This window comes from Spongiibacter marinus, from assembly GCF_016906995.1.
In the GTDB taxonomy this organism is placed as follows: Bacteria; Pseudomonadota; Gammaproteobacteria; order Pseudomonadales; family Spongiibacteraceae; genus Spongiibacter; species Spongiibacter marinus.
Window position 1 is genome coordinate 246,124 of sequence record NZ_JAFBBD010000008.1, and the last position, 25,265, is coordinate 271,388.

The following is a 25,265-nucleotide window of genomic DNA, read 5'->3' on the forward strand; positions in this document are numbered from 1 at the left end:
GTGGAGTCGCGTGCATTGAGTTCTCGCCGCCAACAGGGTTTCACACTGTTGGAAATCATGGTCGTTATCGTCATCTTGGGGCTCTTGGTGGCCGTTGTTGCTCCGAATGTACTGCAAAACCAGGACCGAGCGATGGTGGAGAAGGCCCGCGCAGATATAGCGGTGTTGGAACAGTCACTGGATATGTACAAGCTGGACAACCACGTTTACCCAACCACCGATCAAGGATTGATGGCGCTGGTTAAACGGCCTGAAACGGGCCCCTCGCCAAAAAATTATCGCAGCAATGGCTATATTAAGCGCCTGCCTGAGGACCCCTGGGGTAACCCCTATAATTACATCCAGCCTGGTGAGCACGGCCCCTACGACCTGTATTCCACCGGAGCTGATGGTGAAGAGGGCGGTGAGGAGTTAGCCCGTGACATCGTCAACTGGCAGGAGTAGTCAACGCGGCTTCTCTTTGCTGGAGCTGTTGGTCGTTATCTTTATTATTGGCCTGATGAGCGGTGTTGCCGTGCTGACTCTGCCCAGCAGAGGTGGCGAAGAACTGCTGCGAGAGAATCGCGCGGTAATTCTGCTGGCGCTGCGTACAGCAAGGGCAGAAGCGGTGTTTAGTGGCCGCAGTTTGGGCTTGTTGTGGGATGGCGATAAAGGCCGCTTTCTGAGCCGCAATGCCGACGGCTGGTCAGCCATTACTCAGGGGCCATTGGCCAAGCCTTTGGAGATAGACGACGACTTGCGCAGTGAAATCCTGTTAGCAGGCGAGCCATTAAATCTGCCTGAGGGTGATGACCGGCGCGTATTGACACCCCAGATACTGTTTTTGGGCGACGGCCAGACCAGTCCATTTCAATGGCGCTTATTATCTGCCGATGGCGGCTCTATCAGTGTTGATGACCGCTTGCGACCGGAGGCGGCGCGGTGAGGGATCAACGCGGGTTTACACTGCTTGAGATTATGGTTGCGCTGATGATTTTTGCTACGGCGGCGGTGGCCTTGAGCAAGAGCCTGAGCGAAGCGACACTAAGCACCGGTGAGTTTGAGAAGCGCCAATTTGCCGACCTGCTCGCACAAAACCTGCTGATAGACATTCTTCGGGAGGGTTACGGGAACCGTAATCTGGGGGAGAAAAGCCTTGCGGGTTACGATTTTGTTTGGCGTCGGCGCTTGAGTGATACACCGGACCCCGCTATTCGCCGAGTGGATATCAGTGTTCAGCTCTCTGGCGACGAAGACACCTTAGCCAGCCGCAGCGCCTATATGCCGAAAAAGGTGGACCAGTAATGCGCAGGCAGGGCGGGTTTACCCTTGTCGAGCTACTGATTGCCATCGGCATCATGGCCTTATTGGGCGCGATGGCCAGCGCCATGCTGAATGGCGCACTGTCGAATCAAGAGCAGGTCGCTAAGCGCCAATACCAGCTGGAGCGCCTTGCACTGGCCCTGCAGATGATGCGCCGGGATTTGGAGCAACTTACGCCGCGGATTCCCCGGGATGAACAAGGTGACGCGATGGGGGCAAGAATCGTCGCTGAACAGATTGGTGAAAACAGTGAGTTGGAGTTTGTTCACGGTGGCCGCCGTGTATTGCCGGGGCAGCGTTTAGCCAGCACCCTGGAGCGTGTGCAATACCGGCTTGAAGACGGGCAGTTGCAGCGCCACAGCGCGGGCGTTGCCGACCCAACACAGAATAGCCCCTGGCAAAAACGCGTGATGCTCGAGGGGGTGGATCGCTTTGTTGTCAGTTTTTATGACGGCAGTCGCTGGACCAATTTTTGGCCGCCCAGCACGCAGTTAAATGCCCTGCAGCCCAAGGGTCTGCGCGTCGAGTTGGATGTTGGCCCGTGGCCAGGCATCGAGATGAACGTTGTGCTGCCGGAGCTGGTGCCATGAATCTGCCGTCGACGCAGCGCGGTGCGGCGCTGCTAATGGTATTGCTGATGGTCGCCATTATGTTGGTGTTGTCAGTAAACCTGGTGGAATCAGTGCGCTACAGCAGTCAGCGGCTGTTGAATCAACGCTACATGGATCAGGCCTATTGGTATGCGTTGGGCGGCGAGTACATCGCTGCGAAGTCGCTGGAAGATGTGGCGGGCGAGGACGTTATCGCACTGAATCAGAACTGGGCGCGCCGCGATGTTGTCTTCCCCGTGGAGGGCGGCTCTATCGCAGGGCTTATCGATGATCAGCAGGCTTGCTTTAATGTCAATCGCCTGCACCGGCCTGATGGCAGCGAACAGAGTGGCCAGAAGAGCGGCGCGCAACAAGTGTTTGAGTTGTTGCTGTTGAATGTGGACGTCGATGTGCAGCGCGCTGAGTATATCGGCCAGCGCTTAAGCGACTGGGTGGATAGTGACTTCTCGCCCGAGGGCCCTTTTGGGGCGGAAGATTTGAGCTACAGTGGTGAGGATTATCCCTACCTGCCGCCCAATCAGGCCATTGATTCGGTGAGTGAGCTGGGCTTATTTGCCGATTTTGACGCGGAGGAGCAGGAGGCACTGCGGCCCTTTTTATGTGCGCTGCCCGAGTTTGATACCCGCTTGAATATTAATACGCTGGGCGAGGAAGATGCCCCATTATTGGCGGCAGCTATTGGCAACCTGCTGGCCGTGGAGCAGATACAGCGACTTATTGCTGAGCGTCCTGCGGAAGGGTGGGCATCCGTTGAGAGTTTTATTGCCAGCTTGGGTCTTCCAGAGGGGCAACAGGTCGCCGCGGAGTTCCAGGCGGGACTGGGGGTGAAGTCCAGTTATTTTCTCGGGCTGGCCGATGTGTTTTACGAGCAGCGCCGACTGCGCTTATACAGTCGCTTTGTACTTCGCAATGGCAAAGCCTATGCCTATGCGCGGGAATATGGAGAAGTTTTTTGAGCGAACGATTACTGCTATCAATGCCGGCGCCCCATGAGCCTACGGTGCAATGGCTCCAGTGGGACACCGAGGCCGAGCAAGTGCTCGACAGTGGTGTTGTCGATGCGCAAGCCAGCGCACTTGCCGCACTGGCCGAGCGCTTCGCTTCGCTGCCTTGCTTTGTCGTGGTGCCGGGCGAGTGGGTGAGCTGGCAACGGGTTGTGCTGCCAAAAGGGGGCCGTGTTGGCTTATCGGCGCTACCATTTTTGCTGGAAGAGCAGCTGTGCAGTGACCTGGAAAACGTTCACCTGGCCTGTGGCGCGATCCGTGCCAATGAATCCACCGATGTGTTGGTGGTTGACCGGCAATACATGGATCTGTGGCACGGCCTACTGGCCAACAGCGGTTTGAAAATTAAATCGGTGGTACCCGACTACGCCGCGCTGCCCGCCAATGTTGCGCTGATCGATGACGTGCGGGCAGTTGCTCATATTGGGCAGCAGGCAATTGCCATCGCCAAAGATAACCTCAGCTACTGGTGGCAACTGGCGGCAGGCCAAGATACCTCCGCGCAAATATACCACCTGCAGGGTACTGAGCTGCCTGAGGGTTTGAATGAGCAAGACCATCAGGTCTTTGAGCATCGCTTAGCGATGATTGCCAAATTGTGGCAGCCCTGGCCAATTGACTTGTTCAGCGGCGCATACGCGTTGCGCGATGAGAGTGCGGCGCAATGGAAGCAATTTCGCTGTCCAGTGATACTGCTATTAACGGTGCTGTTCACCCATTTTATTCAGTTGGCCTTGGACGTTCGTGATAACCGTCGCCAGATCGAACTGTACGAGCAAGGCATGGTGGATATTTATCGCGATGTTTTCCCCGGTGCTCGAGTCGTGAACGCGCGTAGTCAAATGCGCAGTCAGTTGAATGCTCTGGAGGGCGTGCGCAGCGACAGTGACTTCCTTCCCTGGCTGGAGCGGATTGCCAATGCCAGTAAAGGCAATGTATCCCTGCGTATTCAGCAAATGACCTATGCCAATAGCGCGATCAAAATTCTCGTCGAAGCAGACAGCTACGACGGCGTCGATCGCTGGGTAGCGGCACTCGCCTCTCAGGGTTTTGAGGTGGAGCGGGGCGCCTTTGGGCAGTTGGATAAGGGGATTAGTGGGCAGCTTGAACTGCGGGAGGCAGCGCAATGAACGCGTTGATGAATTGGTTTGAAAGCCGCAATGAGCGAGAGCGCACGATTCTGCTGGCAGGGCTGATTGTCGGTGTCCCACTGCTTATTTGGCTGGCCGTCTGGCAGCCTCTTATCAGTGCCAAGCAGCAGTCGTCTGAGCGATTAGAGCAGCGTCGAGAGGCGTATTTATGGATGCAAGATGCGGCAGCAAAAGTGCGCGCGGCGCAACGCAGTGGTCGTAAGGTCACAACGGTAACTGGCTCCACCCAGCAACAAATCACCAGCGCTGCCAGGCAATATACAGTTGCCATCAGCCGCATTGAGCCGCAGAGCGGCGGCCGCTATGCGGTGCAGGTTAGCAATAGCGACTACAACAATATTGTGCGTTTTATCGATGCTCTGGTCGCGTCGGGCATGCCCTTGCACACCGTCTCAATGAGCCGATTAGATGTGCCGGGTAAAGTGTCGCTGCGAGTGGTATTAGGAGGCGAGGCTTGAAGCGCTTAGCGATAATTGTTGTTTGCATACTGTTTTTTATCGTCGGCGTTGTTTGGCGAGCGCCTGCTTGGCTGCTAAGCGATGTAGCGGGTGAGCAGTTAGCTGGCGTTGAGCTGGGTGTTGCCAAGGGCTCGCTTTGGCGAGGGGAATTCAGTCATGTTGGTGTTCAGGGTGTCACGCTTCGCGGCGTAAGTTGGCAGCTGTCTCCTCTGCAGAGTTTTTCCGGCAAGCCTCTTGCTCTATCTATTGCTGAGCCCGCCAACGTGGCGTTAACGGCAGGTGTGAAGGGGGATGCCTTACTGATTTCGGGGCTGACTGCCACAGGGCGTTTGGCGCCTGTGCTCGAGGCGATACAGGTACCTGCGATGGGCTTTGACGGCGTATTCAATGCGCAGGCATCTGAGGCTAGTCTGACTGCTCAGGGGTGTCAGTCGCTTACCGGGAATGTGGAAATAGGGCAGTTAAGCGGTGATATCGACGGTTTGGAAAGCCTCGGGCAGATTCGGGCCGAGGTCAGTTGCGATGCCGGTAGACTGCGGATCGTCATCGATGAGGCTAATCCTCACCGCCTACGTGGCACCGTAACGCTTGATGCGCGCGGCGTACCTCGCGGTCAAATTAGTTTAACGCCACCACCGCAGAGTGATATTTATCGCAGCCTCAGCCAGATGTTTGGGCGGCCGCGCAACGGGAAGGACTTCACGCTGCGTTTGTAAGGGATTGATCGTTATGCGGGCGGCTAGTCGCTTGCAGAAAGCCCACATTGTTTAAGGAGTTGCGAGCTTAGCGAAACATGCTCACGGTGGCTGGCTGTCACCGCGTTGAGCAGCGCGTCGCGCTCGGCTTGCCACTGACGGTAGGTGGCGGGCAGGGCGGTGTCGCCAAGATGCTCGGCCAGCGTGGTCTCGATAGCCCGCGTTGCCGTTAGCAGCGCCTGCTGATGACGATAGCTCTGCGCTGCGAGTACTTGAATCGAGCCGATAAACTGCCTGTGCAGCACCGCGGCGTAGCGCTGAGCGCGCGGCGTCGGTGAGCCTTGCAAGCACAGTGGTCTCCCATCAATACGTTGCTGAAGGAGTGCATTGGCCTGTTGCAGGCCGGCCAGTGCCTGGGCCTGGAAGTGCAGCATTTCACCGCCGAGCCCGGCGCGTAGCGTTTCCAGTATGGCGACAACGTCGGTGTGCGCGTCGAAGCCTTGCCCGCTCAACCACTGCTGTTGCAGGTGCTGCCAGCGCTGCAAAGCGCGAGTGGCCTGATCCTGAGTCGCATCTGGGTAAGCCTGGCGCTGGTCTGGTGAGCTGCTCCAAAGTTGGCGGTATTCACCGCCGCCGAGCAGTGCGTTGGCAAGCCGGTGGGCGAGTTGCTGCTGTTTGTGATCTCTCACCGCTGCCAGGGTGTTGGCGAGGTCGTTATCGTCTTCCGATTTCAGATAGGCAATGCAGGGTTCTACCTCGTCGAGAAATCGCAAGCTAAACACCAGGTCGGTGGCGCTATCGCGGTGTCGACCCAAAATACTATTCTGTTCAGCTAGCGTTTGCGACAGTGCGCAGCGGCGTAAACGCAGAAACTCCAGCAGGTTGATGTCGTCGCCATTGATCGGCAGCTTTACCGATGCCGGGTGAGGGTAGCGAGGGCGACTAACGCTAAGCGCCTCAGCCTCCCGCTCAAGCACTCGCTGTAATCCGTCAATATAGCGCTGCCATGCGGCGGCATGGGGGTCGTCGTGGCTGCTGCATGCGGCGACAATAGAAAAGGTCGCGGCCACGAGGCCGCGAAGGACCGCCCTCATTGACCCAAAATGGCGGTGACGGTATTGACGAGTTCCTCTGAAAGCGGCGTCACGGCCGACGGGAAGGTTTGGCCAATACCGGTTCGCGGGTCGAATACGGTCTTGAAGAAGTTCCAGCTTGGCGAGATTCCACTACTTTCCTGCGCGAGCTTTAGCAGCGGGTGGGGCGAATCGCAGCGTATACAACCGCGATGGAAAACAGGGAAACTCACACCAAAATTTGCGTGGCAGACTTTCGCTGTGCGTTTGCTGTCTGAATACTCCTGATTACCGAAGTCCGCCGTTGGTACACCGAGTACAAGTAGCCCTTGGTCTTTGTAGCGCTGGTATAGCGCTTCCAGACCCTTAAATTGAGGTGTGTAGCCGCACAAACTGGCGGTATTGACGATGACGACCGCCTTCGCAGAACGAAGTGTGTCGCAAAGTTGCAATGTCCCCGCTTCGAGTGTTGCCAATTCGCTGTTCAAACTGGCCGGGCATTGCCAATGTTCCTCTGCGGAGGGCTTGGCCTGCACCGCTAGGCTGCCCAGCAGCAGTACGATGGTAGTGAGAAGTCTCCCTGGGCAGGCTAGCATATTGCTCGCTCCTTAAAATTCGGCATCTTCGTCGATGCTGCGATGGCAGTTCTTCGCTGCAGTCTGCGACTTGATTGGCACCGGTACAACCGCGGGCTTAACCGGCTGGGCCGCTTGCCACAATCGAATAAAATAGTCGCATAATCTATTAATCATTGTGTACCTCTTTGCTATCGGTTTGCGAGTTGTTACGTAGAGGTGTACGGAAGTTAGTGTAATTGCGATGTAAGGTGGCGCCGCCGATCACCGTGGGGAGGGTTATGCTGTCAAACATGCGCCTGGCTATGCTGGACCTGGAAACAACGGGTGCGTCTGCTTCGCGTGATGAAATCACCGAGATTGCGGTGATTATTCGCGACGCTGAAGAGCAAGATGCTTGGCAATCGCTGCTGCGTGTTGATCGCGACATTCCCTCTTTTATCCAGCGACTCACTGGCATTACGCCCGAGATGCTGGTCGATGCGCCCAGCTTTGAGTCGCTGGCGCCCCAGCTGATGGAATACCTTGACGGGGCTGTGCTGGTAGCCCACAACGCGCGCTTTGATGCTGCATTCCTTAAACAGGCATTTCGACGCTTGGGCTTTGACTACAAACCCAAAGTGCTTTGCTCATTGAAGCTGGCCCGCAGTTTGTACCCAGATTGGCCGAAGCATGGTTTGGATGCATTGTGCAGCCAAATTGGCTACGAGCGGGACTGTCGCCATCGCGCGATGGCAGATGTGCTTGCCATGAAGGCATTTTTAGAATTTGCGATCGCCGACCTGGGGGAGGAGCGGGTGACGGCGGAAGTGCACGCTCAGTTAAAAATACCGTCCCTGCCTGTGCATATCACCGCTGAAATGCTGGATGAGATCCCTGATCGGCCTGGTGTGTACCGCTTCTTTGGCGAAAATGACGCGCTGCTTTATGTGGGGAAAAGTATCGCTATGCGCAGCCGGGTGTTATCGCACTTTAGTGCGGGCGGCCGCCAAGGCAAGGCCATGCGCATGGCTCAGCAATTGCGCCGCATTGAGTGTAGCGAGACAGCAGGTGAACTGGGGGCATTGCTTCAGGAAAGTGCAGAAATAAAAACGACAATGCCGCTGCACAACCGCCAGCTGCGCCGCCAGCGCGAGCTCTGTGCTGCGAGCCTGCAGCCAGACGAGGATGGTTATATCGGCCTGCAGTTTTTGGCGCCAGATCAGCCATTACCAGAGACGGAATTCTGTCTTTTTAAGCACCGCAAGCAGGCGCAGCAGTTGCTTCGTGACTTTGTCAAAAGTGATGGCTTGTGCCCACAACGCCTGGGCTTGGAGCGAGGCGGCAGCTGCTTTTCATACCAACTGGGCCACTGCGCTGGCGCCTGCTGTGGAGAGCAATCGCCAGAGCAATACAATGCGCTGCTTAAAAAGAAGCTCGCCCTGCGTTGTGTGGAGAGTTGGCCCTATGACGGCCCCGTACTTATTGTTGAGCCGAGTAGCGATGATAGCCGTGTCGACTGGCATCTGGTTGATCGCTGGCGTTATTTCGGTACTTTCACCGATTGCCGCCCGGAGAGCGATGACTGCGAACAACGCGTGCTCGCGGCTCAGCCCTTTGACTACGATCACTACCGCATTTTGCAGTCTTTTCGTCAGCGTTTGACGTGGCAGTCGCTAAAGCCGTGAAGCGCGTGCGCGGATGCCCTACAATAGCGCCATGGTTTTGCCTTGGTCGCCCTGCTGGGGTGCCCCTGAATTTTTGACTGACTTTGAAAAGGCCGATTATGAGCATTTCTTCTTTCCACCCTCCTGTGCGCACGTTGATGGGGCCGGGGCCCTCAGACGTTCACCCACGCATTCTTGAGGCACTTGGCCGCCCAACCCTGGGGCATCTTGATCCATTATTCGTCGGAATGATGGACGAGCTGAAGAGCCTGCTTAAATACGCTTTTAACACCGAAAACGAATTAACCTTGCCGATTTCCGCTCCGGGTTCTGCCGGTATGGAGGCATGTTTTGTTAACTTGGTAGAGCCAGGTGATACCGTTATCGTTTGTATCAACGGTGTATTTGGTACCCGCATGCGCGAGAACGTGACCCGCATCGGCGCAACGGCGGTAACCGTTGACGGCGAGTGGGGGAAGCCTGTTGATCCGGCCCAGCTCGAAGAAGCGCTGAAAGCGCACCCCGAGGCAAAAGTCGTGGCATTTGTTCACGCGGAAACGTCTACTGGCGCCCTGAGTGATGCCAAAACACTGTGTGCCTTGGCGCGTCAGTATGACTGCCTAAGTATTGTCGATGCGGTTACCTCTCTCGGCGGCGTGGAATTGCGCGTTGACGACTGGGGAATCGACGCCATCTATTCCGGCAGCCAGAAGTGCCTGTCGTGTACGCCAGGTTTGTCCCCAGTCAGTTTTAGTGACGCTGCCATTGCGGCCATCAAGGCTCGCAAGCACCCCGTGCAGAGCTGGTTCCTGGATATGAACCTGATTCTGGGTTACTGGGGAGAAGGCGGTAAGCGCGCCTATCACCACACGGCGCCTGTCAATGCGCTGTATGGCCTGCACGAGTCGTTGGTCATGCTGCAGGAAGAGGGGCTGGAGAACGCGTGGGCTCGCCACCGCCGCATGCACAATGCACTCGCTGCGGGCTTGGAGAGTCTCGGTATGCGTTTTGTTGTGGATGCCGACAGCCGCTTGCCGCAGCTGAACAGCGTGTACATCCCAGAAGGGGTGGATGATGCGGCTGTGCGTCAGCAATTGCTCGCCGACCACAACCTGGAGATCGGCGCCGGGCTGGGTGACTTTGCAGGCAAAGTATGGCGAATTGGCCTGATGGGCTACAGCGCACGGATGGAGAACATCGAACTGCTGCTGGCGTCATTGGCCGAGGCCATGCAAGCCCAGGGTTACGACTGTGACGCCCAGGCAGCGCTCGAGGCAGCACGCGCGCAGGCCTAAATTCGTCTCGGTTTATGCCGATAGTGCTCAACACAGATTCTGTTAGGCTTGAGGTGAAAAAATCGGTCTACAGGAGTTTGTCGCTTGAGCACTAGCGGACAATTTATCGAACAAATTCGCGCAGATCTGCTCCGCGCCATCGAAGACGATGCGGTAAGCCTGCCTACGCTTCCCGAGGTCGCGCTGGAAATTCGTGAAGCGGCCAGTGACCCAGACGTTGAGATTCCGATCCTGGCGGCGATCATCGAGCATGACAGCTCCATCGCCGCGCGTCTTATCCGGGCTGCGAATAGCTCATTGCTAAGGGGCCTTGAGCCCACCTACGATGTGAAGGGTGCGATTTCGCGAATCGGTCTGGCCTATACCTCGACCATGGTTACGACCCTGGCGATGCAGCAAATCTTCCTGTCGAACAAAGATGCATTGAACAAGCGGATGCGCGCAGTGTGGGTGCACAGCGCAGATGTTGCCGCCATTTGCCATACCCTGGCGAAAACACAGCGTCATCTGAAACCGGAACTCGCCACGCTTGCCGGTGTGATCCACCAGATTGGTGCATTACCTATTCTTTCCTACGCCGTGGGGCGGGGGGTGATCCGTGACCATCCGCAGTTGCTCGACCAGGTGTTGATTGCGCTGACACCGGAATTGGGGCGGGTCATTCTTGAGTCGTGGGGCTTTCCCTACGAGCTGGTGATTGTCCCCGAGGCGCACCTGGATTTTAGCCGTCACTTGGAGCGGCCCGACTACGCTGACCTCGTCACGGTTGCCAATTTGCACACCTACGCCGGTACAGAGCACCCCTTTGGTCAAGTTGAATGGGCGGGCGTTGCCGCCTTTGAGCGCTTGGGGCTACCGGTCAATCCCGGTGAGATGGACGAGAGCTACCAACAGCAGATCGAGCAAATGCAGGACCTGCTTAGGGCTTAATGCTGCCTTGGCCTAGTCTTTTGGCTGGGCGTCGAATTGTTGCCCGTTCACCTCGCGGCTGTCGTCGCTCATCAAATAGAGATAGAGCGGCATAATGGCCTCGGGGGAGGGGTTATCGGTCGGGTTTTCACCGGGATAGGCGCTGCGGCGCATTTCGGTGTTCGTGGCCCCTGGGTTAATACTATTCACCCGAGTACCATTTAAGTCGTATTCCTCGTCGGCAAGAATTTGCATCATCGCTTCGGTGGCAAATTTTGAAACCGAGTACGCGCCCCAGAAAGCGCGCCCTTTCCGCCCGACGCTCGATGAGGTAAACACCAGCGATCCATTTTTCGATGCTGCGAGTACGGGTAGCAATGTTTGCGTCATCATAAACTGCGCGTTCACGTTGACCTGCATAACTTCTTCCCAGCTGTCCAGCGTGGTTTGGGCAAGTGAGCGCCGCTGGCCAAGAATGCTGGCATTGTGAAGCAGGCCGTCCAGGCGGCCGAACTCCCGCTCTATGGTGTCGGCCAACTCCTGGTAGTCGTGTGCAGCGGCGCCCCGCAGGTGCATGGGGTAAATGGCGGCTTGTGGCGCCGACATGGCTTCGATTTCGTCGTACACCGCTTCGAGTTTTTCTATGGTTCTGCCAAGCAAGATGACCGTCGCACCGTGCTTTGCAAAACTCAGTGCTGCCGCGCGCCCGATGCCGTCGCCGGCACCTGTGACCAAAATAACTTTATCTTTCAAACACGCTGCATCGGCAGTGAAATTTACAGGTAGGCGTTGTGGCACGGATTGTCCTCTTAGGCTTGCAGTTGCTGAAGGGCGTCATCAAGTTGTTGGGCGTGGTCGATAATAATATCGGCCTTCCAGTCGCCAATATCCTCTCCCAAAGGGACATAGCCATAGCGACAGGCGATCGTTTTCATGCCGGCATTGCGTCCCGCATCAATATCGCGGCGGTGGTCGCCGACATAGATGGCTTCTGAGGGGCGAATACCGAGGTGCTTACAGGCCAGGTACATCGGCTCTGGATGAGGTTTGCGGTTGCTCACATCGTCCGGGCAAACCGCGGTCGCACAGCGACTGGTCAAGGCCAGCTGTTTCAGTAGCGGCGTGGTAAAGCGCGCGGGCTTGTTGGTAACAATGCCCCAGGCGATGCCGCGGCTCTCTAATTTTTGGAGCTGGCCCTCCATGCCGGGAAAAAGGCTGGTTTCCTCTGACAGCGAGGCCTCATAGCGGTCTAAAAAGGCGTTCAGAAGTGGTGCAAAAGCCGGGTCTTCTGGCTCGAGCCCAAAGCCCAGTCGTACCACCGCGCGCGCGCCTTCAGAGACGCAGCACCGCACTGAATTGTAGTCTTGCAACGGTCGCTGATGCTCGGCTAACAGGCCGTTGAGAACGCGGGTAAAGTCGGCCGCGGTGTCGAGCAGGGTTCCATCAAGGTCAAATAAAACGGCTTTTAGCATGACAGCGGCTTCTTAACGTGAACCATATAGTTCACATCGACATCGTTTTCATTTAGGCGATAGCGCTTGAGCAGCGGGTTGTAGGTCAGTCCGGTCATGTGCTGTAGCTGAAGATCATTTTCTCTCAGCCAGTCGGCCAGTTCAGAGGGCCGTATGAACTTGCTGTATTCATGGGTGCCTTTGGGGAGCAGCCCGAGAATATACTCAGCGCCGACAATGCTGAGCGCAAAGGCTTTGGGGTTGCGGTTTATGGTTGAAAAATAGAGGTTGCCGCCGGGCTTGCATAATTTGGCGCAGGCGCGAATGACCGATGCTGGGTTCGGCACGTGTTCAAGCATTTCCAGGCAGGTGACGATGTCGTAGTGGCCGGCCTGGTCTTCGGCGATTTCTTCTGCGGTGGCCTGGAAGTATTCAACCTTGGCGCCCGACTCCAGTTGATGTAAGCGCGCAACGCTCAGCGGCGCCTCACCCATATCGATACCGGTGACTTTGGCGCCACGCAAGGCCATTGACTCCGAAAGTATGCCGCCGCCGCAGCCGATGTCTATCACGCGCTGCTCTGCGAGCGGCGAGCGTTCATCAATGTAGTTTACCCGCAGCGGGTTGATGTCGTGCAGTGGCTTAAACTCACTGTTGCGGTCCCACCAGCGATGAGCCAGTTCCTCGAACTTGGCGATTTCTGATGGATCGACATTGCTGTGTTGTGATGATGCTTGCATGCTACTCTCCACTGATTTTTTGCCGCCAGTACTGCGCTTTTTCGATAACTTCGCGGCTGTCCAGCGTGGTTAGTTCGCCATTATCCAGCATACGTCGGCCTTTGATCCAGCTGTGGCGCACGCAATGGCTAATATTGGTGTACACCAGTTGCGAAACGGGTGTGTAAATGGGTTGCTGTGGCAGGTCGGTCAGGTCGATTACGATCACATCGGCGTGTTTGCCGAGTTCCAGGCTGCCGGTAATGTGGTCGATGCCCAGTGCGCGGGCGCCGTTGATAGTGGCCATTTGCAGAGCGTAGTGGTCCGGCACTGCAGCGGCATCTGCGGCGACCGCTTTACCAAGCAGGGCGGCGGTGCGCAATTCGCCGAACATGTCCAGGTCGTTGTTGCTGGCCGCGCCATCGGTGCCGAGGGCGACATTAATGCCGGCATTGCGCATTTTTTCCACCGGCGAAAAGCCACTGGCTAACTTGAGGTTGGACTCGGGGCAATGAATCGCGTGGCTGCGGTGCTCGGCTAGCAGGGCGATATCGTCATCGTTGAGGCAGGCGAGGTGCACACACTGGCTGCGCGGCCCCAATAGACCCAATTTGGCTAGCCTTTCGATAGGTCTCAGGCCGGTTTGTTTGAGTGCGTCGTCAACCTCGTGCTGTGTTTCATGGAGGTGGATCTGTATAGCGCAGTCGAGTTCTTCGGCAAACATCACCACCTTGCTCATCGCCTCATCACCGACGGTGTAGGGGGCATGGGGGCCAAAGGCAATGTTGATAAGGTCGCTGTGCTTGTAGTCGTCGCGCAAGGCTAAACCCTTGCGAAAATACTCGTCGGGGCCGCTACCCCAGGCGCTGGGGAAGTCGAAGATGGGAAAGCACAGTTGCGCGCGTATTCCGGCGCGCCGTGCGACTTCGGCGGCGGCTTCAGGAAAAAAGTACATGTCGCTAAACGTGGTTGTCCCGCCGCGTAGCATCTCGGCAATGGCCAGTGCCGTTCCGTCACGAACAAATTCCTCGCCCACCCATTGGCCTTCGGCCGGCCATATATGCTCGTTGAGCCACTGCTGAAGGGGTTGGTCATCTGCCATGCCGCGAAACAGGCTCATGGCGGTGTGGCCATGAGCATTAATGAGGCCGGGCATCAGCAGCTGGTCGCCGAGCGCAATGTGTTCATGTGCGAAAAGGCCACGTGCCTCGGCCTCTGGGAGAATGCCGCTGATGCAGCCGTCGGTAATAGCCAGTGCGTGGTTTTCAAGCAGAGGGCAGCCTTCACTCATGGGTAATATCCAGCGAGCGGAGATCAGGGTGTCAATGCGGTCGAGGGCGGCACGGCTCATGGTGTAAGACATTCCTAGCGTGAAAGCGGCAAGTATACCTGTTCCTGTGTGCAGTTGTGACGATAAGACGCTGATATTCGGCCTTCATACGCTGTCTATGCACACTTGGAATATGCTAATATTCTCGCTTTGTTTCCCGCTTGGCCACCGCCAGATTGGTTGGGCGGCAGGGCAGTAAAAACGCGCATTGGGCGGCGCTGCTGCCGCTCAAGGGTCGCTGACAATAAGGATGCTTGCTATTCATGGCTGACAATGCAAATGAAATTCTGCCGGTAAATATCGAGGATGAGCTGAAACAGTCCTACCTCGACTATGCAATGAGCGTAATTGTTGGGCGCGCCTTGCCCGATGTGCGCGATGGCCTCAAACCGGTGCACCGTCGGGTGTTGTTCGCGATGAGCGAGCTGAGCAACGACTGGAACAAAGCGTATAAGAAATCTGCTCGTGTCGTTGGTGACGTGATCGGTAAGTACCACCCACACGGCGACTCGGCGGTTTACGACACGATTGTCCGCATGGCGCAGCCATTTTCCATGCGGTATATGCTGGTGGATGGTCAAGGTAACTTCGGCTCGATTGACGGTGATAACGCGGCGGCAATGCGTTATACCGAGATTCGCATGCAGAAAATCTCCCATGAGATGCTTGCCGACCTCGATAAAGAAACGGTCGACTGGGTGCCTAACTACGACGGTACTGAACAAATCCCTGCCGTATTGCCCACTAAAATTCCCAGTCTGTTGGTCAATGGTTCCTCGGGTATCGCCGTTGGTATGGCGACGAATATCCCCCCCCACAACCTGACCGAAGTGGTTAACGGCTGTTTGGCGCTGTTGGACAATCCCGACATCTCGATTGATGAATTGATGGAGCATATTCCAGGGCCGGACTTCCCAACGGCGGCGATCATTAACGGTCGAGCCGGCATTGTAGACGCCTACCGAACCGGTCGCGGTCGGATTTATGTGCGCTCTCGCGCTGAAGTAATCAGCAATGAAAAAACCAACAAAGACACCATCGTCATTACCGAGCTGCCCTACCAAGTTAACAAGGCGCGCTTGATCGAGAAAATTGCCGAGCTGGTAAAAGACAAAAAAATTGAAGGTATCGCCGAGCTGCGCGACGAGTCTGACAAAGACGGCCTGCGCGTTGTGATTGAAATGAAGCGCGGCGAAAGCGGTGAGGTGGTGCTGAATAATCTGTATGCACAAACGCAGCTGCAGAATGTTTTTGGCATCAATATTGTCGCCTTGGTGGACAATCAGCCGCGCATTCTCAACCTCAAGGAGCTGCTTGAGTACTTTGTTCGCCACCGCCGTGAGGTGGTAACGCGGCGCACTGTGTACTTGCTGCGCAAAGCGCGTGAGCGCGGTCATGTGTTGGAAGGTCTTGCGGTAGCGATCTCGAACATCGACGAGGTGATTGCCACGATCAAGGCGTCGGCGACGACGCAAGAAGCCAAAGAAAACCTGATCTCCCGCGGTTGGGCGCTCGGTGAAGTAAGTGCCATGCTCGAGCGAGCCGGCGAAGATGCCTGCCGCCCCGATGAGCTGGAAGAGCAGTACGGCGTTCGCGATGGCAACTATTGGCTGTCGCCGGCGCAGGTTCAAGCCATCCTTGAGCTGCGTCTGCAAAAACTCACCGGGCTTGAGCATGAAAAACTGTTGGCCGAGTACCAGGAAAAGCTGGCAGAAATTGCCGAGTATTTGAGTATTTTGGCCGATCCGCAGGTGCTGCTGAACGTTATTCGCGGCGAGTTAGAGCAAGTTGTTGCGGATTTTGGCGATGAGCGCCGCACCGAAATTGTTGCCTCTCAGCTCGATTTAACCCACGAAGATCTGATCCCTGAAGAAGACCGCGTGGTGACCATCTCCCACGGCGGTTATGCCAAGTCGCAGCCGCTTGATGCCTACGCGGCGCAGCGTCGCGGCGGGATGGGTAAGTCGGCGACGGCAGTGAAAGAAGAGGACTTTGTCGAGCACCTATTGGTGGCCAATACCCACGACACTATCTTGTGCTTCAGTAATATCGGCAAAGTGTATTGGTTGAAGGTCTACCAAATTCCGGTTGCAGGTCGCAATTCTCGCGGGCGCCCGATGGTCAACCTGTTGCCGCTGGGTGAGGATGAGCGTATTACCTCTATCCTCCCGGTTCACGAGTATACCGAGGGCTACTTTATCTTCATGGCGACCGCCAACGGCACCGTAAAGAAAACGCCTCTCGAGGCCTTTTCCCGCCCGCGTAGCGTTGGTTTGATCGCGCTAGCGCTGGATGAAGGGGATGTGCTGATTGGCACTGAGATCACCGACGGCAGCAACGATGTCATGTTGCTGACCAGCGGCGGTAAAGCGGCGCGCTTTGCCGAGGGCGACGTACGGGCCATGGGTCGTACCGCGCGCGGTGTGCGCGGCGTGCGTATGGACGAGGACCAGCAGGTCATCGCGATGATCATTCCCAAGACCGGTGGGCGGGTGCTGACGGTGTCAGAAAACGGTTACGGTAAGCGGACCGATGTAGAGGATTTCCCCTGTAAAGGCCGAGGAAATCGCGGCGTTATCGCCATGACGATGAGCGACCGCAACGGAGCACTGGTTGGCGCCGTACAGGTATTTGATGGTGATGATCTGATGCTGATCACCGACCAGGGAACCTTGGTGCGTACCCGCACCGATGAGATCTCCTTGCTCAGCCGTAATACTCAGGGCGTGAAGGTGATTCGTTTGCGTGACGACGAGCATTTAGTCGGCGTACAGCGTGTCGCAGAGCAAGACGTAGACGATGTCGTTGACGATGTTGAGCTCAGTGCTGAGGCGCCCGCTGGTGAGGCCCCTGCTGCTGATGACGCCGACAACAACAGCCCGGCTGCCGAATAAAGCGGATTACACATTTTTTAAACATGGTTGGAGCGAAGTAAACAATGGCGCGTGTTTATAATTTTTGCGCAGGACCTGCGGCAATTCCCGAGGCAGTGCTGAGCCAGGCGAAGGATGAATTGCTGGATTGGAGAGGCCGCGGCTTATCGGTGATGGAAATGAGTCATCGTTCAGAAGAAATGGTTTCTATTGCCAGTGAAGCAGAAGCAGATTTGCGTGAATTGATGGGGATCAGCGACGACTATGCGGTGTTATTCCTGCAAGGTGGCGCCAGCTCACAGTTTTCAGCAGTGCCACTGAACCTGTGCGAAGAGGGTGCCACGGTTGACTATGTGAACACCGGGCAGTGGTCTAAAAAAGCCATTAAAGAAGCCAAGCGTTATGCCAACGTAAATGTTGTTGCCAGCTCAGAGGCTGATAATTTTGCCAGCATTCCTGCATTCGACAGTTGGCAGCTCAGCGACGACGCGGCGTACCTGCATTACACCCCGAACGAAACCATTGGTGGTGTCGAATTCTTCTGGACGCCTGAGGTGCAAGCACCGCTGGTTGCGGATATGTCATCGACTATCCTGTCTCGTCCCATTGATGTGAATCAGTTTGGTGTTATCTATGCCGGCGCGCAAAAGAACATCGGCCCGGCAGGCCTGACCATTGTGATTGTGCGCAAAGATTTACTCGGTAAGTCACGTGCGATCACGCCAACCATGCTGGATTACCAAACCGCAGCCGATAACGACTCCATGTACAACACGCCGCCTACGCTGGCGTGGTACTTGTCGGGCCTGGTCTTTAAATGGCTGAAGGCACAGGGAGGCTTGGAAGCAATGGAAGTGGTGAATCGCCGCAAGGCCGAAAAACTCTATGGCTATATCGATGGCAGCGGCTTCTACAGTAACCCCGTTGAAGTGGCGAGTCGCTCGCTGATGAACGTGCCTTTTGTGCTGGCGGATAGCGGTCTCGATAAAGCGTTCCTGGCCGGTGCAGACGACGCTGGTTTGCTGAACCTGAAGGGCCACCGCTCGGTCGGCGGCATGCGCGCGAGCATCTACAATGCTGTGCCCGAGGCCGCAGTTGATGCATTGATCGATTACATGAAAGATTTCGCCAGAGAGAACGGCTAAGGTCATGACGAAGCCCGAAGATAAGCCGGTTGATCTGAACTCGTTGCGTCAAGACATCGATAGCATCGACAGTCAAATTCACGCCTTACTCAATCGACGAGCGCGGTGCGCGCAACAGGTCGCCGAAGTGAAACAGCGTGAGTTTGAGGCCGCGAAGCAGTTTGAGTCAGACAAGGGCAGCAGCAGTGCCCAGCAGCTACTGTTTTATCGGCCCGAGCGCGAGGCGCAGGTGTTGGCGCGAGTTAAAGAAGCAAATAAGGGGCCGCTTGCAGACGACACGGTTGCCTATATCTTTCGGGAGATTATGTCGGCCTGTTTGGCCTTAGAAAAACCCATGGAAGTGGCCTACCTGGGGCCGGAAGGCACGTTCACCCAAGCGGCAGCGCTCAAGCACTTCGGCCATGCGGTAATTAGCGTCCCCCAGGCGACTATTGACGGTGTTTTTTCTCAGGTGGAATCCGGGCAGTGCCATTACGGCGTTGTTCCTGTGGAAAACTCCACTGAGGGGATGGTGTCTCATACCCTCGACGCCTTCATGAACTCGCCGTTGAAGATTTGTGGTGAAGTGGAACTGCGGGTTCGGCTCAATTTGTTGGTCGGTGAAGGTGGCAGCGAACAAGCGATTACGCGAATTTGTGCGCACCAACAAGCATTGGCACAAAGCCGCCGCTGGCTGGATGCAAATTTCCCGAATGTTGAACGGGTCGCGGTCAGCAGTAATGGCGAAGCCGCAAGAATGGCTGCTGAGCAAAAGGGCATTGCTGCGATAGCCGGCGATCTGGCGGCGCAACAATACGGCCTGAGCAAGCTGGCGGTGAATATTGAAGATCAGCCTGACAACACCACGCGGTTCTTAGTGATTGGCAAGGAAGATGTGTCTGCCAGCGGCCGGGATAAAACGTCGATTGTGGTGTCTGCCCACAACCGCCCTGGCGCCCTGTTCAAACTGCTCGAACCCTTCGAGCAGGCTAATGTCATGCTAACCCGCATCGACACCCGCCCATCGCGGACGGAAACCTGGACTTACGTCTTTTTTATCGAGTTTGAGGGCCATCAGAATGACCCGAAAGTGGCCGATATTCTCGATACCATCGCCCAGCAAACGGTGATGTGTAAAATTCTTGGCTCATACCCCAAGGCGGCTTTGTAAGCCTTGGCACTCGATTTACAGAGGCACTAGCATGACCTGCGATTTTATTGCCCAGGCCAACGAAGGTATTCAGGGTTTACAGCCCTATCAGCCTGGCAAGCCGATAGAGGAATTGGAGCGCGAGCTCGGTCTGAGCGACGTAGTAAAGTTGGCCAGCAACGAAAACCCGCTCGGTGCGCCTGGCTCGGCGCTGTCTGCCTATGCCGCGGCGGCAGCACAGCTCCACCTTTATCCGGATGCCGGCGGTTTTGCCTTAAAGTCGCTGCTGGCGGAGTCCCTCGGTGTGGAGTCCGCGCAGCTGACCCTGGGCAACGGTTCAAATGACGTGTTGGACCTGCTCGGCAGAGTATTTCTGGATGCCGAGAGCAGCGCTGTGTTTTCGCAGTATGCCTTTATTGTCTACCCCATTGCGGTGCAGGCGGCTGGTGCCCAAGCGCGAATTGCGCCTGCCAAAGACTGGGGGCACGACCTTGACGCGATGGCGGCGTTGATCGATAACACAACGCGACTGGTTTTTATCGCCAATCCGAATAATCCGACAGGCACTTGGCTCAATGAGCAAGCCCTGCGCGGGTTTATGGCAGCGGTTCCCGAGAACGTTGTGGTGGTGTTGGATGAAGCCTACTGCGAATACGTGGATGAAGCGGCGTACCCAGATAGCATTGCGATGCTGGCGGACTACCCAAATTTGGTTGTCACTCGGACGTTTTCAAAGGCCTATGGGCTGGCCGGATTGCGGGTAGGTTATGCAATTAGTCACCCAGATATTGCCGATTTACTGAACCGTGTGCGCGCACCCTTCAATGTTAGTGTGCCGGCAATGGCAGCCGCAGCCGCTGCTTACCGCGATCACGAGTATCTGCAGCAAAGCCGCCAGGTAAACACCGCGGGACGAGAGCAGCTTGTTGCCGCTTTTGATGAGCTCGGCCTGCCTTATATTCCTTCGGTGGGTAATTTCATTACCGTGGAAATGCCCAGCGATGCTATGCCGTACTACCAGGCCTTGCTTGAGAAGGGCGTGATTGTGCGTCCGATTGGTGTTTACGGTATGCCGAGGCACTTGCGGGTGTCGATCGGCCTAGAGCAAGAAAATCAGCGCTTTATTAGTGCCCTGAAAGAGGTGTTGGCTCCGGCGTGAAGATTGGCAAGTTAACCATTATTGGCCTTGGCTTAATGGGCGGCTCGTTGGCCAAGGCATTGAAGGCCAAGGGCGTTGTCGAACATGTTTGGGCAACGGGGCGGCGCGCTGCCTCATTAGAGCGCGGCTTGGCCTTGGGTGTGATTGATCACTGGACGCTGGATTTATCCGAGGCGGTTCACGATGCCGATGTGGTGCTCATTGCTACACCTACGCTGGTTGCCGAGCAAGTGATGGCCGACCTCGCGCCGCTGCTCAGCGAGCGCACCATTGTTACTGATGTGGCCAGTGTAAAGGGAAATATTCTTCGCGCGGCGGAGTCAGTGTTCGGTGAGCTGCCGGCGCGTTTCGTATTGGCTCACCCGATTGCCGGGTCTGAGCAAAGCGGGGTGGAGGCGGCAAAGACGGATCTCTTTGTCGATCATCGGGTGATTCTCACGCCGCTGGACAGTAATGATGCTGATGCCGTCGCGACAGTTCGCGAAATGTGGCAACACGCCGGGGCAGAAGTTGTCGATATGGCGGTTGATGAGCACGACGCCGTGCTGGCGGCGACCAGTCATTTGCCTCACGTATTGGCCTACACCCTGGTTGACGCGCTGGCTGCCAGTGGCAGCGCCGCCGATATCTTCCGTTTCGCCGCCGGGGGGTTTCGCGACTTTACGCGCATCGCCTCCAGCGACCCAACGATGTGGCACGATATTGTATTGGCGAACCGCCAAGCGATTCTTAACGGTCTGGATACCTTTGCCGATCATTTGACCGAGGTTCGCCAGCTTATTGCGGACTCGGATGGCCCCGCGATTAAACAAGTCTTTAGTCGCGCCAAACAGGCGCGAGATGAGCACTTTCTCGGGCAGTACATGGTCGGGCGCAAGCAAACTAAATCTTAACGTACAGCAGAGACAATACTTGTGGAATTTCTAGCTCAACCCGGTGGTACGGTGAACGGTACCGTTCGGGTTCCTGGTGATAAATCGATCTCCCATCGCTCCATTATGTTCGGTGCTATCGCCGACGGCACAACCACCGTTGAAGGCTTTCTTGAGGGTGAAGATGCGCTGTCGACGTTGAAGGCCTTTCAAGCGATGGGTGTCGAGATAGAGGGGCCTGATGCCGGTCGCGTGACGATCCACGGTGTCGGCCGAGACGGCCTTCAGGCGCCAACGGGCGAACTGTATATGGGTAATTCCGGTACCTCCATGCGCCTATTGGCGGGCCTGCTGGCGGGGCAACCGTTTGACGTGACGATGACCGGCGATGTGTCGTTAAGTAAACGACCGATGGAGCGTGTGGCGGCGCCGCTGCGTGAAATGGGTGCGGTGGTTGAAACCGCAGAAGGCGGGCGTCCGCCCTTAACCCTGCGCGGTGGCCAACAGCTTAAGGCGATAGACTATGTGTTGCCTATGGCCAGCGCCCAGGTGAAATCCTGTGTCTTGCTTGCCGGTATGTATGCCGAGGGCGAAACGCGCACCACCGAGCCTGCGCCAACCCGTGATCACAGCGAGCGTATGCTGAAAGGCTTTGGTTATCCGGTGGCAGTCAACGGTGCCACGGCAACGTTGAGCGGGGGGCATCGCTTGAAGGCGGTACATATAGATGTGCCTGCCGATATCTCCTCTGCGGCCTTTTTTATGGTGGCGGCCAGTATTGCTCCCGGTGCAGATTTAACGCTGCAGCATGTGGGTATTAACCCTACCCGCGTCGGTATTATTAATATTCTGCGGGAAATGGGCGGCGACATTACCCTGAGCAATGAGCGCGAGGTAGGCGGTGAGCCGGTTGCCGATATACGTGTTCGCTACGCACCGCTCAAGGGCATCGACATTCCTGAAGAGCAAGTGCCTTTAGCCATCGATGAATTCCCCGTGCTGTTTGTCGCCGCGGCCTGCGCCGAGGGGCGTACCGTGCTGCGTGGCGCGGAAGAGTTGCGGGTAAAAGAGAGTGACCGCATTCAAGTCATGGCCGATGGCTTGGTCTCTTTGGGGGTGAATGCGCAGGCGACGCCAGACGGCATCATTATCGATGGCGGTCCGATAGGCGGTGGCCGCGTGAATAGCCATCACGATCACCGCATTGCTATGTCGTTCTCTGTCGCTGCGCTGCGAGCGAGCGATACCATTCATATCGAAGACTGCGACAACGTCGCTACCTCCTTCCCCAACTTTGTCGAGTTGGCGACGCAAGTCGGTATGCGGATTGAGGTGTGCAAATGACCCTTCCCGTGATTTGTATTGATGGCCCCAGTGGTTCGGGCAAAGGCACGCTCTGTCAGATGCTGGCACTCAAGTTGGGCTGGCATTTACTCGACAGTGGTGCGTTGTATCGCCTGGTGGGGATGGCGGCTGATAAACATCAAGTGGATTTTTCCGATGAACAGGCGGTCGCGGCTTTGGCGGCAGATTTAGACGTTGCCTTCTTGCCGGGCCAAGCCGGTGAGCCGAGTCGGGTGATGCTAGAAGGTGTGGATGTCAGCGGTGAGCTTCGTACTGAAACCACTGGACTGCTGGCATCGAAAGTTGCGGTGCTGCCCGCTGTTCGACAGGCATTGCTGCAGCGCCAGCGTGACTTTGTGCAAGCACCAGGCCTGGTTGCCGATGGCCGTGATATGGGAACCGTTGTTTTCCCGGACTCACCATTGAAGGTGTTTCTCACTGCCAGTGCCGAGGAGCGCGCACGTCGTCGCTACAAGCAGTTGAAAGACAAGGGCGATAGTGTTAACCTCGCGACCCTTTTAAAAGAGATCCAAGAGCGTGATCGGCGTGACTCTGAGCGCGAGCATTCACCGCTTAAGCCAGCGGACGATGCGGTGCTGATAGACAGCAGCTCACTGGGGATCGAGCAAGTTTTTGAGCGGGTACTCACGGAAGTGAGTGCGCGTTTTTCTGCGTGTTGAGCGCAGTAGTTGTTTCTAAGGGTGTTTCCGGCGGTGTTAAAGCCAGCTAGTCGTCGGAAGGACTTTAAAAAACTGACCCGCGTTAGCTGGTAATGCGGCGATATGGTGGTTATACCACTGCTAATTTCAGGTAATGACTAATGAGCGAAAGCTTTGCTGAACTGTTTGAAGAAAGTTTAAAAACGATCGATATGAAGCCCGGTTCTATCGTAACCGGCGTAGTTATCGATATCGACAGCGACTGGGTAACCGTACACGCTGGTCTGAAGTCAGAAGGGGTTATCCCTCGCGATCAATTCGTTGCTGAAGGCGGCGATTTCTCTCTGCAAATTGGCGACGAGGTGCAGGTTGCACTGGAGTCTGTTGAAGATGGTTTCGGTGAAACCCGTCTGTCTCGCGAGAAAGCAAAGCGCGCCGAAGCATGGACCGCACTGGAAGCTGCCTACGAGGCAGAAGAAACAGTAACCGGTATCATTAACGGCAAAGTAAAAGGTGGTTTCACCGTCGACATCAACAGCATCCGCGCGTTCCTGCCCGGCTCATTGGTTGATGTACGCCCCGTGCGCGACACCGCTCACCTGGAAGGCAAAGAACTCGAATTTAAAGTGATCAAGCTGGACCAGAAGCGCAACAACGTTGTTGTTTCTCGTCGTGCGGTTCTGGAAAGTGTTAACAGCGAAGAGCGCGAAGCACTGCTGGAATCTCTGCAAGAAGGCATGGTTGTTAAAGGTATCGTTAAGAACCTGACCGACTACGGTGCATTCGTAGACCTCGGCGGCATCGACGGCCTGCTGCACATCACTGACATGGCTTGGAAGCGCATTAAGCACCCAAGCGAAATCGTTAACGTTGGCGATGAAATTGATGTTCGCATCCTCAAGTTCGACCGTGAGCGCAACCGCGTATCTCTGGGTCTGAAGCAACTGGGCGAAGATCCCTGGGTGGCAATCAAAACCCGTTACCCAGAAAACAGCCGCGTGAAAGCCAAGGTCACTAACCTGACTGACTACGGTTGCTTTGCCGAGATCGAAGAGGGTGTTGAAGGTCTGGTTCACGTTTCTGAAATGGATTGGACCAACAAAAACATCCATCCTTCTAAAGTCGTACAAGTAGGCGACGAAGTAGAAGTGATGATCCTGGATATCGACGAAGAGCGTCGTCGTATTTCTCTGGGTATCAAGCAGTGCCAGCAGAACCCATGGGATGCCTTTGGTTCTCAGTTCACTAAAGGCGATCGCATCAGCGGTGCCATCAAGTCGATCACTGACTTCGGTATCTTCATCGGGCTGGACGGCAACATCGACGGTCTGGTTCACCTGTCAGACATCTCTTGGAACGAGAGCGGCGAAGACGCGGTTCGCAAGTTCAAGAAAGGCGACGAGATCGAGACCGTTATCCTGTCTATCGACCCCGAGCGCGAGCGCATTTCTCTGGGTATCAAGCAGCTGGAAGAAGATCCCTTCTCTGACTACGTTGCCGTCAACGATCGCGGTAGCATCGTGACTGGTACTGTTAAAGAAGTTGACGCGAAAGCCGCAGTTGTTGTGCTGGCCGAAGAAGTTGAAGGTGTGTTGAAAGCGTCTGAAATCAGCCGTGACCGCGTTGAAGATGCGCGCAATGTGCTGAAAGAAGGCGAAGAAGTTGAAGTTAAGATCATCAGCGTAGATCGCAAGAACCGCGCTCTGAGCCTGTCTATCAAAGCGAAAGACATGGAAGACGAGAAAGAAGCGGTTAAAGCCCTGCGCGAGAAGGAAACTGAAGCTGCCCCTGCAACTATCGGTGACCTGATCAAAGCTCAGATGGAAAGCAAGGACTAAGTCCTAATGCTGCGGGCATTCTCTTGT

26 protein-coding genes are annotated in these 25,265 nt (G+C 56.1%); 19 read left to right on the forward strand and 7 right to left on the reverse strand.

The annotated features are described in order from the left end of the window. From gspG to gspN, 8 genes are read left to right on the forward strand one after another with little or no spacing between them, the layout of a single operon-like run. Positions 1-444, forward strand: coding sequence for a type II secretion system major pseudopilin GspG (gspG, locus tag HNR64_RS13905; protein ID WP_286694871.1), 444 nt, complete (start codon positions 1-3; stop codon positions 442-444). Then, positions 419-925, forward strand: a complete 507-nt coding sequence (gene gspH / locus HNR64_RS13910; protein WP_084497864.1) for a type II secretion system minor pseudopilin GspH — start codon at positions 419-421, stop codon at positions 923-925. The genes gspG and gspH overlap by 26 nt, the downstream gene beginning before the upstream one ends. Beyond that, positions 922-1,284, forward strand: coding sequence for a type II secretion system minor pseudopilin GspI (gene gspI, locus HNR64_RS13915; protein ID WP_204997029.1), 363 nt, complete (start codon positions 922-924; stop codon positions 1,282-1,284). Before gspH ends, gspI begins: the two co-directional genes overlap by 4 nt. After that, a complete protein-coding gene (gene gspJ / locus HNR64_RS13920) occupies positions 1,284-1,892 on the forward strand; it encodes a type II secretion system minor pseudopilin GspJ (RefSeq protein ID WP_204997030.1) in 609 nt (202 codons plus the stop codon). Before gspI ends, gspJ begins: the two co-directional genes overlap by 1 nt. Continuing rightward, entirely contained in the window at positions 1,889-2,869 is a 981-nt protein-coding gene (gene gspK / locus HNR64_RS13925; protein ID WP_204997031.1) for a type II secretion system minor pseudopilin GspK, read from the forward strand. The genes gspJ and gspK overlap by 4 nt, the downstream gene beginning before the upstream one ends. After that, positions 2,866-4,047 carry a type II secretion system protein GspL gene (gene gspL / locus HNR64_RS13930; protein ID WP_204997032.1) on the forward strand — a complete coding sequence of 394 codons (1,182 nt, stop codon included), beginning with the start codon at positions 2,866-2,868 and terminating at the stop codon, positions 4,045-4,047. Before gspK ends, gspL begins: the two co-directional genes overlap by 4 nt. Beyond that, the gene (gene gspM / locus HNR64_RS13935) at positions 4,044-4,526 is read left to right on the forward strand and encodes a type II secretion system protein GspM (RefSeq protein WP_204997033.1); all 483 of its coding nucleotides are present in this window, start codon (positions 4,044-4,046) and stop codon (positions 4,524-4,526) included. Before gspL ends, gspM begins: the two co-directional genes overlap by 4 nt. Further along, positions 4,523-5,242 (forward strand): type II secretion system protein N, encoded by a 720-nt coding sequence (gene gspN / locus HNR64_RS13940; protein ID WP_204997034.1) that lies wholly within the window; start codon positions 4,523-4,525, stop codon positions 5,240-5,242. Before gspM ends, gspN begins: the two co-directional genes overlap by 4 nt. Positions 5,243-5,265: 23 nt before the next feature. On the opposite strand, the gene HNR64_RS13945 is transcribed toward gspN, so the two are convergent. From HNR64_RS13945 to HNR64_RS13955, 3 genes are read right to left on the reverse strand one after another with little or no spacing between them, the layout of a single operon-like run. Then, on the reverse strand, positions 5,266-6,291 hold the full coding sequence (locus HNR64_RS13945) for a DUF3080 family protein (protein ID WP_204997035.1): 1,026 nt from the start codon (positions 6,289-6,291) through the stop codon (positions 5,266-5,268). Positions 6,292-6,311: 20 nt separating this feature from the next. Beyond that, entirely contained in the window at positions 6,312-6,890 is a 579-nt protein-coding gene (locus HNR64_RS13950) for a glutathione peroxidase (RefSeq protein ID WP_204997036.1), read from the reverse strand. Positions 6,891-6,902: 12 nt separating this feature from the next. Next, positions 6,903-7,046, reverse strand: a complete 144-nt coding sequence (locus HNR64_RS13955; RefSeq protein ID WP_204997037.1) for a hypothetical protein — start codon at positions 7,044-7,046, stop codon at positions 6,903-6,905. A gap of 104 nt (positions 7,047-7,150) precedes the next feature. Between HNR64_RS13955 and HNR64_RS13960 the strand changes: the two genes are divergently transcribed. The 3 genes from HNR64_RS13960 to HNR64_RS13970 all read left to right on the forward strand — a co-directional run bounded on the left by HNR64_RS13960 (position 7,151) and on the right by HNR64_RS13970 (position 10,740). Further along, on the forward strand, positions 7,151-8,536 hold the full coding sequence (locus HNR64_RS13960) for an exonuclease domain-containing protein (RefSeq protein WP_204997038.1): 1,386 nt from the start codon (positions 7,151-7,153) through the stop codon (positions 8,534-8,536). A 98-nt stretch (positions 8,537-8,634) separates the two neighbouring features. Further along, on the forward strand, positions 8,635-9,810 hold the full coding sequence (locus HNR64_RS13965; RefSeq protein ID WP_204997039.1) for a pyridoxal-phosphate-dependent aminotransferase family protein: 1,176 nt from the start codon (positions 8,635-8,637) through the stop codon (positions 9,808-9,810). A gap of 84 nt (positions 9,811-9,894) precedes the next feature. Beyond that, on the forward strand, positions 9,895-10,740 hold the full coding sequence (locus HNR64_RS13970; protein WP_204997040.1) for an HDOD domain-containing protein: 846 nt from the start codon (positions 9,895-9,897) through the stop codon (positions 10,738-10,740). A gap of 12 nt (positions 10,741-10,752) precedes the next feature. On the opposite strand, the gene HNR64_RS13975 is transcribed toward HNR64_RS13970, so the two are convergent. From HNR64_RS13975 to HNR64_RS13990, 4 genes are read right to left on the reverse strand one after another with little or no spacing between them, the layout of a single operon-like run. After that, positions 10,753-11,517: a YciK family oxidoreductase gene (locus HNR64_RS13975; RefSeq protein WP_204997041.1), complete on the reverse strand. Its 765-nt coding sequence runs from the start codon at positions 11,515-11,517 to the stop codon at positions 10,753-10,755. Positions 11,518-11,528: 11 nt separating this feature from the next. Beyond that, positions 11,529-12,191, reverse strand: coding sequence for an HAD-IA family hydrolase (locus tag HNR64_RS13980; RefSeq protein WP_036255458.1), 663 nt, complete (start codon positions 12,189-12,191; stop codon positions 11,529-11,531). Next, the gene (gene ubiG, locus HNR64_RS13985; RefSeq protein ID WP_204997042.1) at positions 12,185-12,910 is read right to left on the reverse strand and encodes a bifunctional 2-polyprenyl-6-hydroxyphenol methylase/3-demethylubiquinol 3-O-methyltransferase UbiG; all 726 of its coding nucleotides are present in this window, start codon (positions 12,908-12,910) and stop codon (positions 12,185-12,187) included. The genes HNR64_RS13980 and ubiG overlap by 7 nt, the downstream gene beginning before the upstream one ends. A gap of 1 nt (position 12,911) precedes the next feature. Further along, positions 12,912-14,240: a TRZ/ATZ family hydrolase gene (locus HNR64_RS13990; RefSeq protein ID WP_204997043.1), complete on the reverse strand. Its 1,329-nt coding sequence runs from the start codon at positions 14,238-14,240 to the stop codon at positions 12,912-12,914. A gap of 242 nt (positions 14,241-14,482) precedes the next feature. On the opposite strand from HNR64_RS13990, the gene gyrA reads away from it, so the two are divergent. The 8 genes from gyrA to rpsA all read left to right on the forward strand — a co-directional run bounded on the left by gyrA (position 14,483) and on the right by rpsA (position 25,238). Then, on the forward strand, positions 14,483-17,113 hold the full coding sequence (gene gyrA / locus HNR64_RS13995) for a DNA gyrase subunit A (RefSeq protein ID WP_204997044.1): 2,631 nt from the start codon (positions 14,483-14,485) through the stop codon (positions 17,111-17,113). Positions 17,114-17,157: 44 nt separating this feature from the next. After that, on the forward strand, positions 17,158-18,237 hold the full coding sequence (serC, locus tag HNR64_RS14000; protein ID WP_204997045.1) for a 3-phosphoserine/phosphohydroxythreonine transaminase: 1,080 nt from the start codon (positions 17,158-17,160) through the stop codon (positions 18,235-18,237). Between the two features lie 4 nt (positions 18,238-18,241). Continuing rightward, positions 18,242-19,387: a prephenate dehydratase gene (gene pheA, locus HNR64_RS14005; protein ID WP_204997046.1), complete on the forward strand. Its 1,146-nt coding sequence runs from the start codon at positions 18,242-18,244 to the stop codon at positions 19,385-19,387. 31 nt (positions 19,388-19,418) lie between these two features. After that, positions 19,419-20,525: a histidinol-phosphate transaminase gene (gene hisC / locus HNR64_RS14010; protein WP_204997047.1), complete on the forward strand. Its 1,107-nt coding sequence runs from the start codon at positions 19,419-19,421 to the stop codon at positions 20,523-20,525. Next, entirely contained in the window at positions 20,522-21,418 is an 897-nt protein-coding gene (locus tag HNR64_RS14015; RefSeq protein WP_338061861.1) for a prephenate dehydrogenase/arogenate dehydrogenase family protein, read from the forward strand. Before hisC ends, HNR64_RS14015 begins: the two co-directional genes overlap by 4 nt. A 21-nt stretch (positions 21,419-21,439) precedes the next feature. Further along, positions 21,440-22,741 carry a 3-phosphoshikimate 1-carboxyvinyltransferase gene (gene aroA, locus HNR64_RS14020; RefSeq protein ID WP_204997048.1) on the forward strand — a complete coding sequence of 434 codons (1,302 nt, stop codon included), beginning with the start codon at positions 21,440-21,442 and terminating at the stop codon, positions 22,739-22,741. Continuing rightward, entirely contained in the window at positions 22,738-23,421 is a 684-nt protein-coding gene (gene cmk / locus HNR64_RS14025; protein ID WP_204997049.1) for a (d)CMP kinase, read from the forward strand. The genes aroA and cmk overlap by 4 nt, the downstream gene beginning before the upstream one ends. A gap of 140 nt (positions 23,422-23,561) precedes the next feature. Then, positions 23,562-25,238 carry a 30S ribosomal protein S1 gene (gene rpsA, locus HNR64_RS14030; RefSeq protein ID WP_204997050.1) on the forward strand — a complete coding sequence of 559 codons (1,677 nt, stop codon included), beginning with the start codon at positions 23,562-23,564 and terminating at the stop codon, positions 25,236-25,238. The last annotated feature ends 27 nt before the right edge of the window (positions 25,239-25,265 follow it).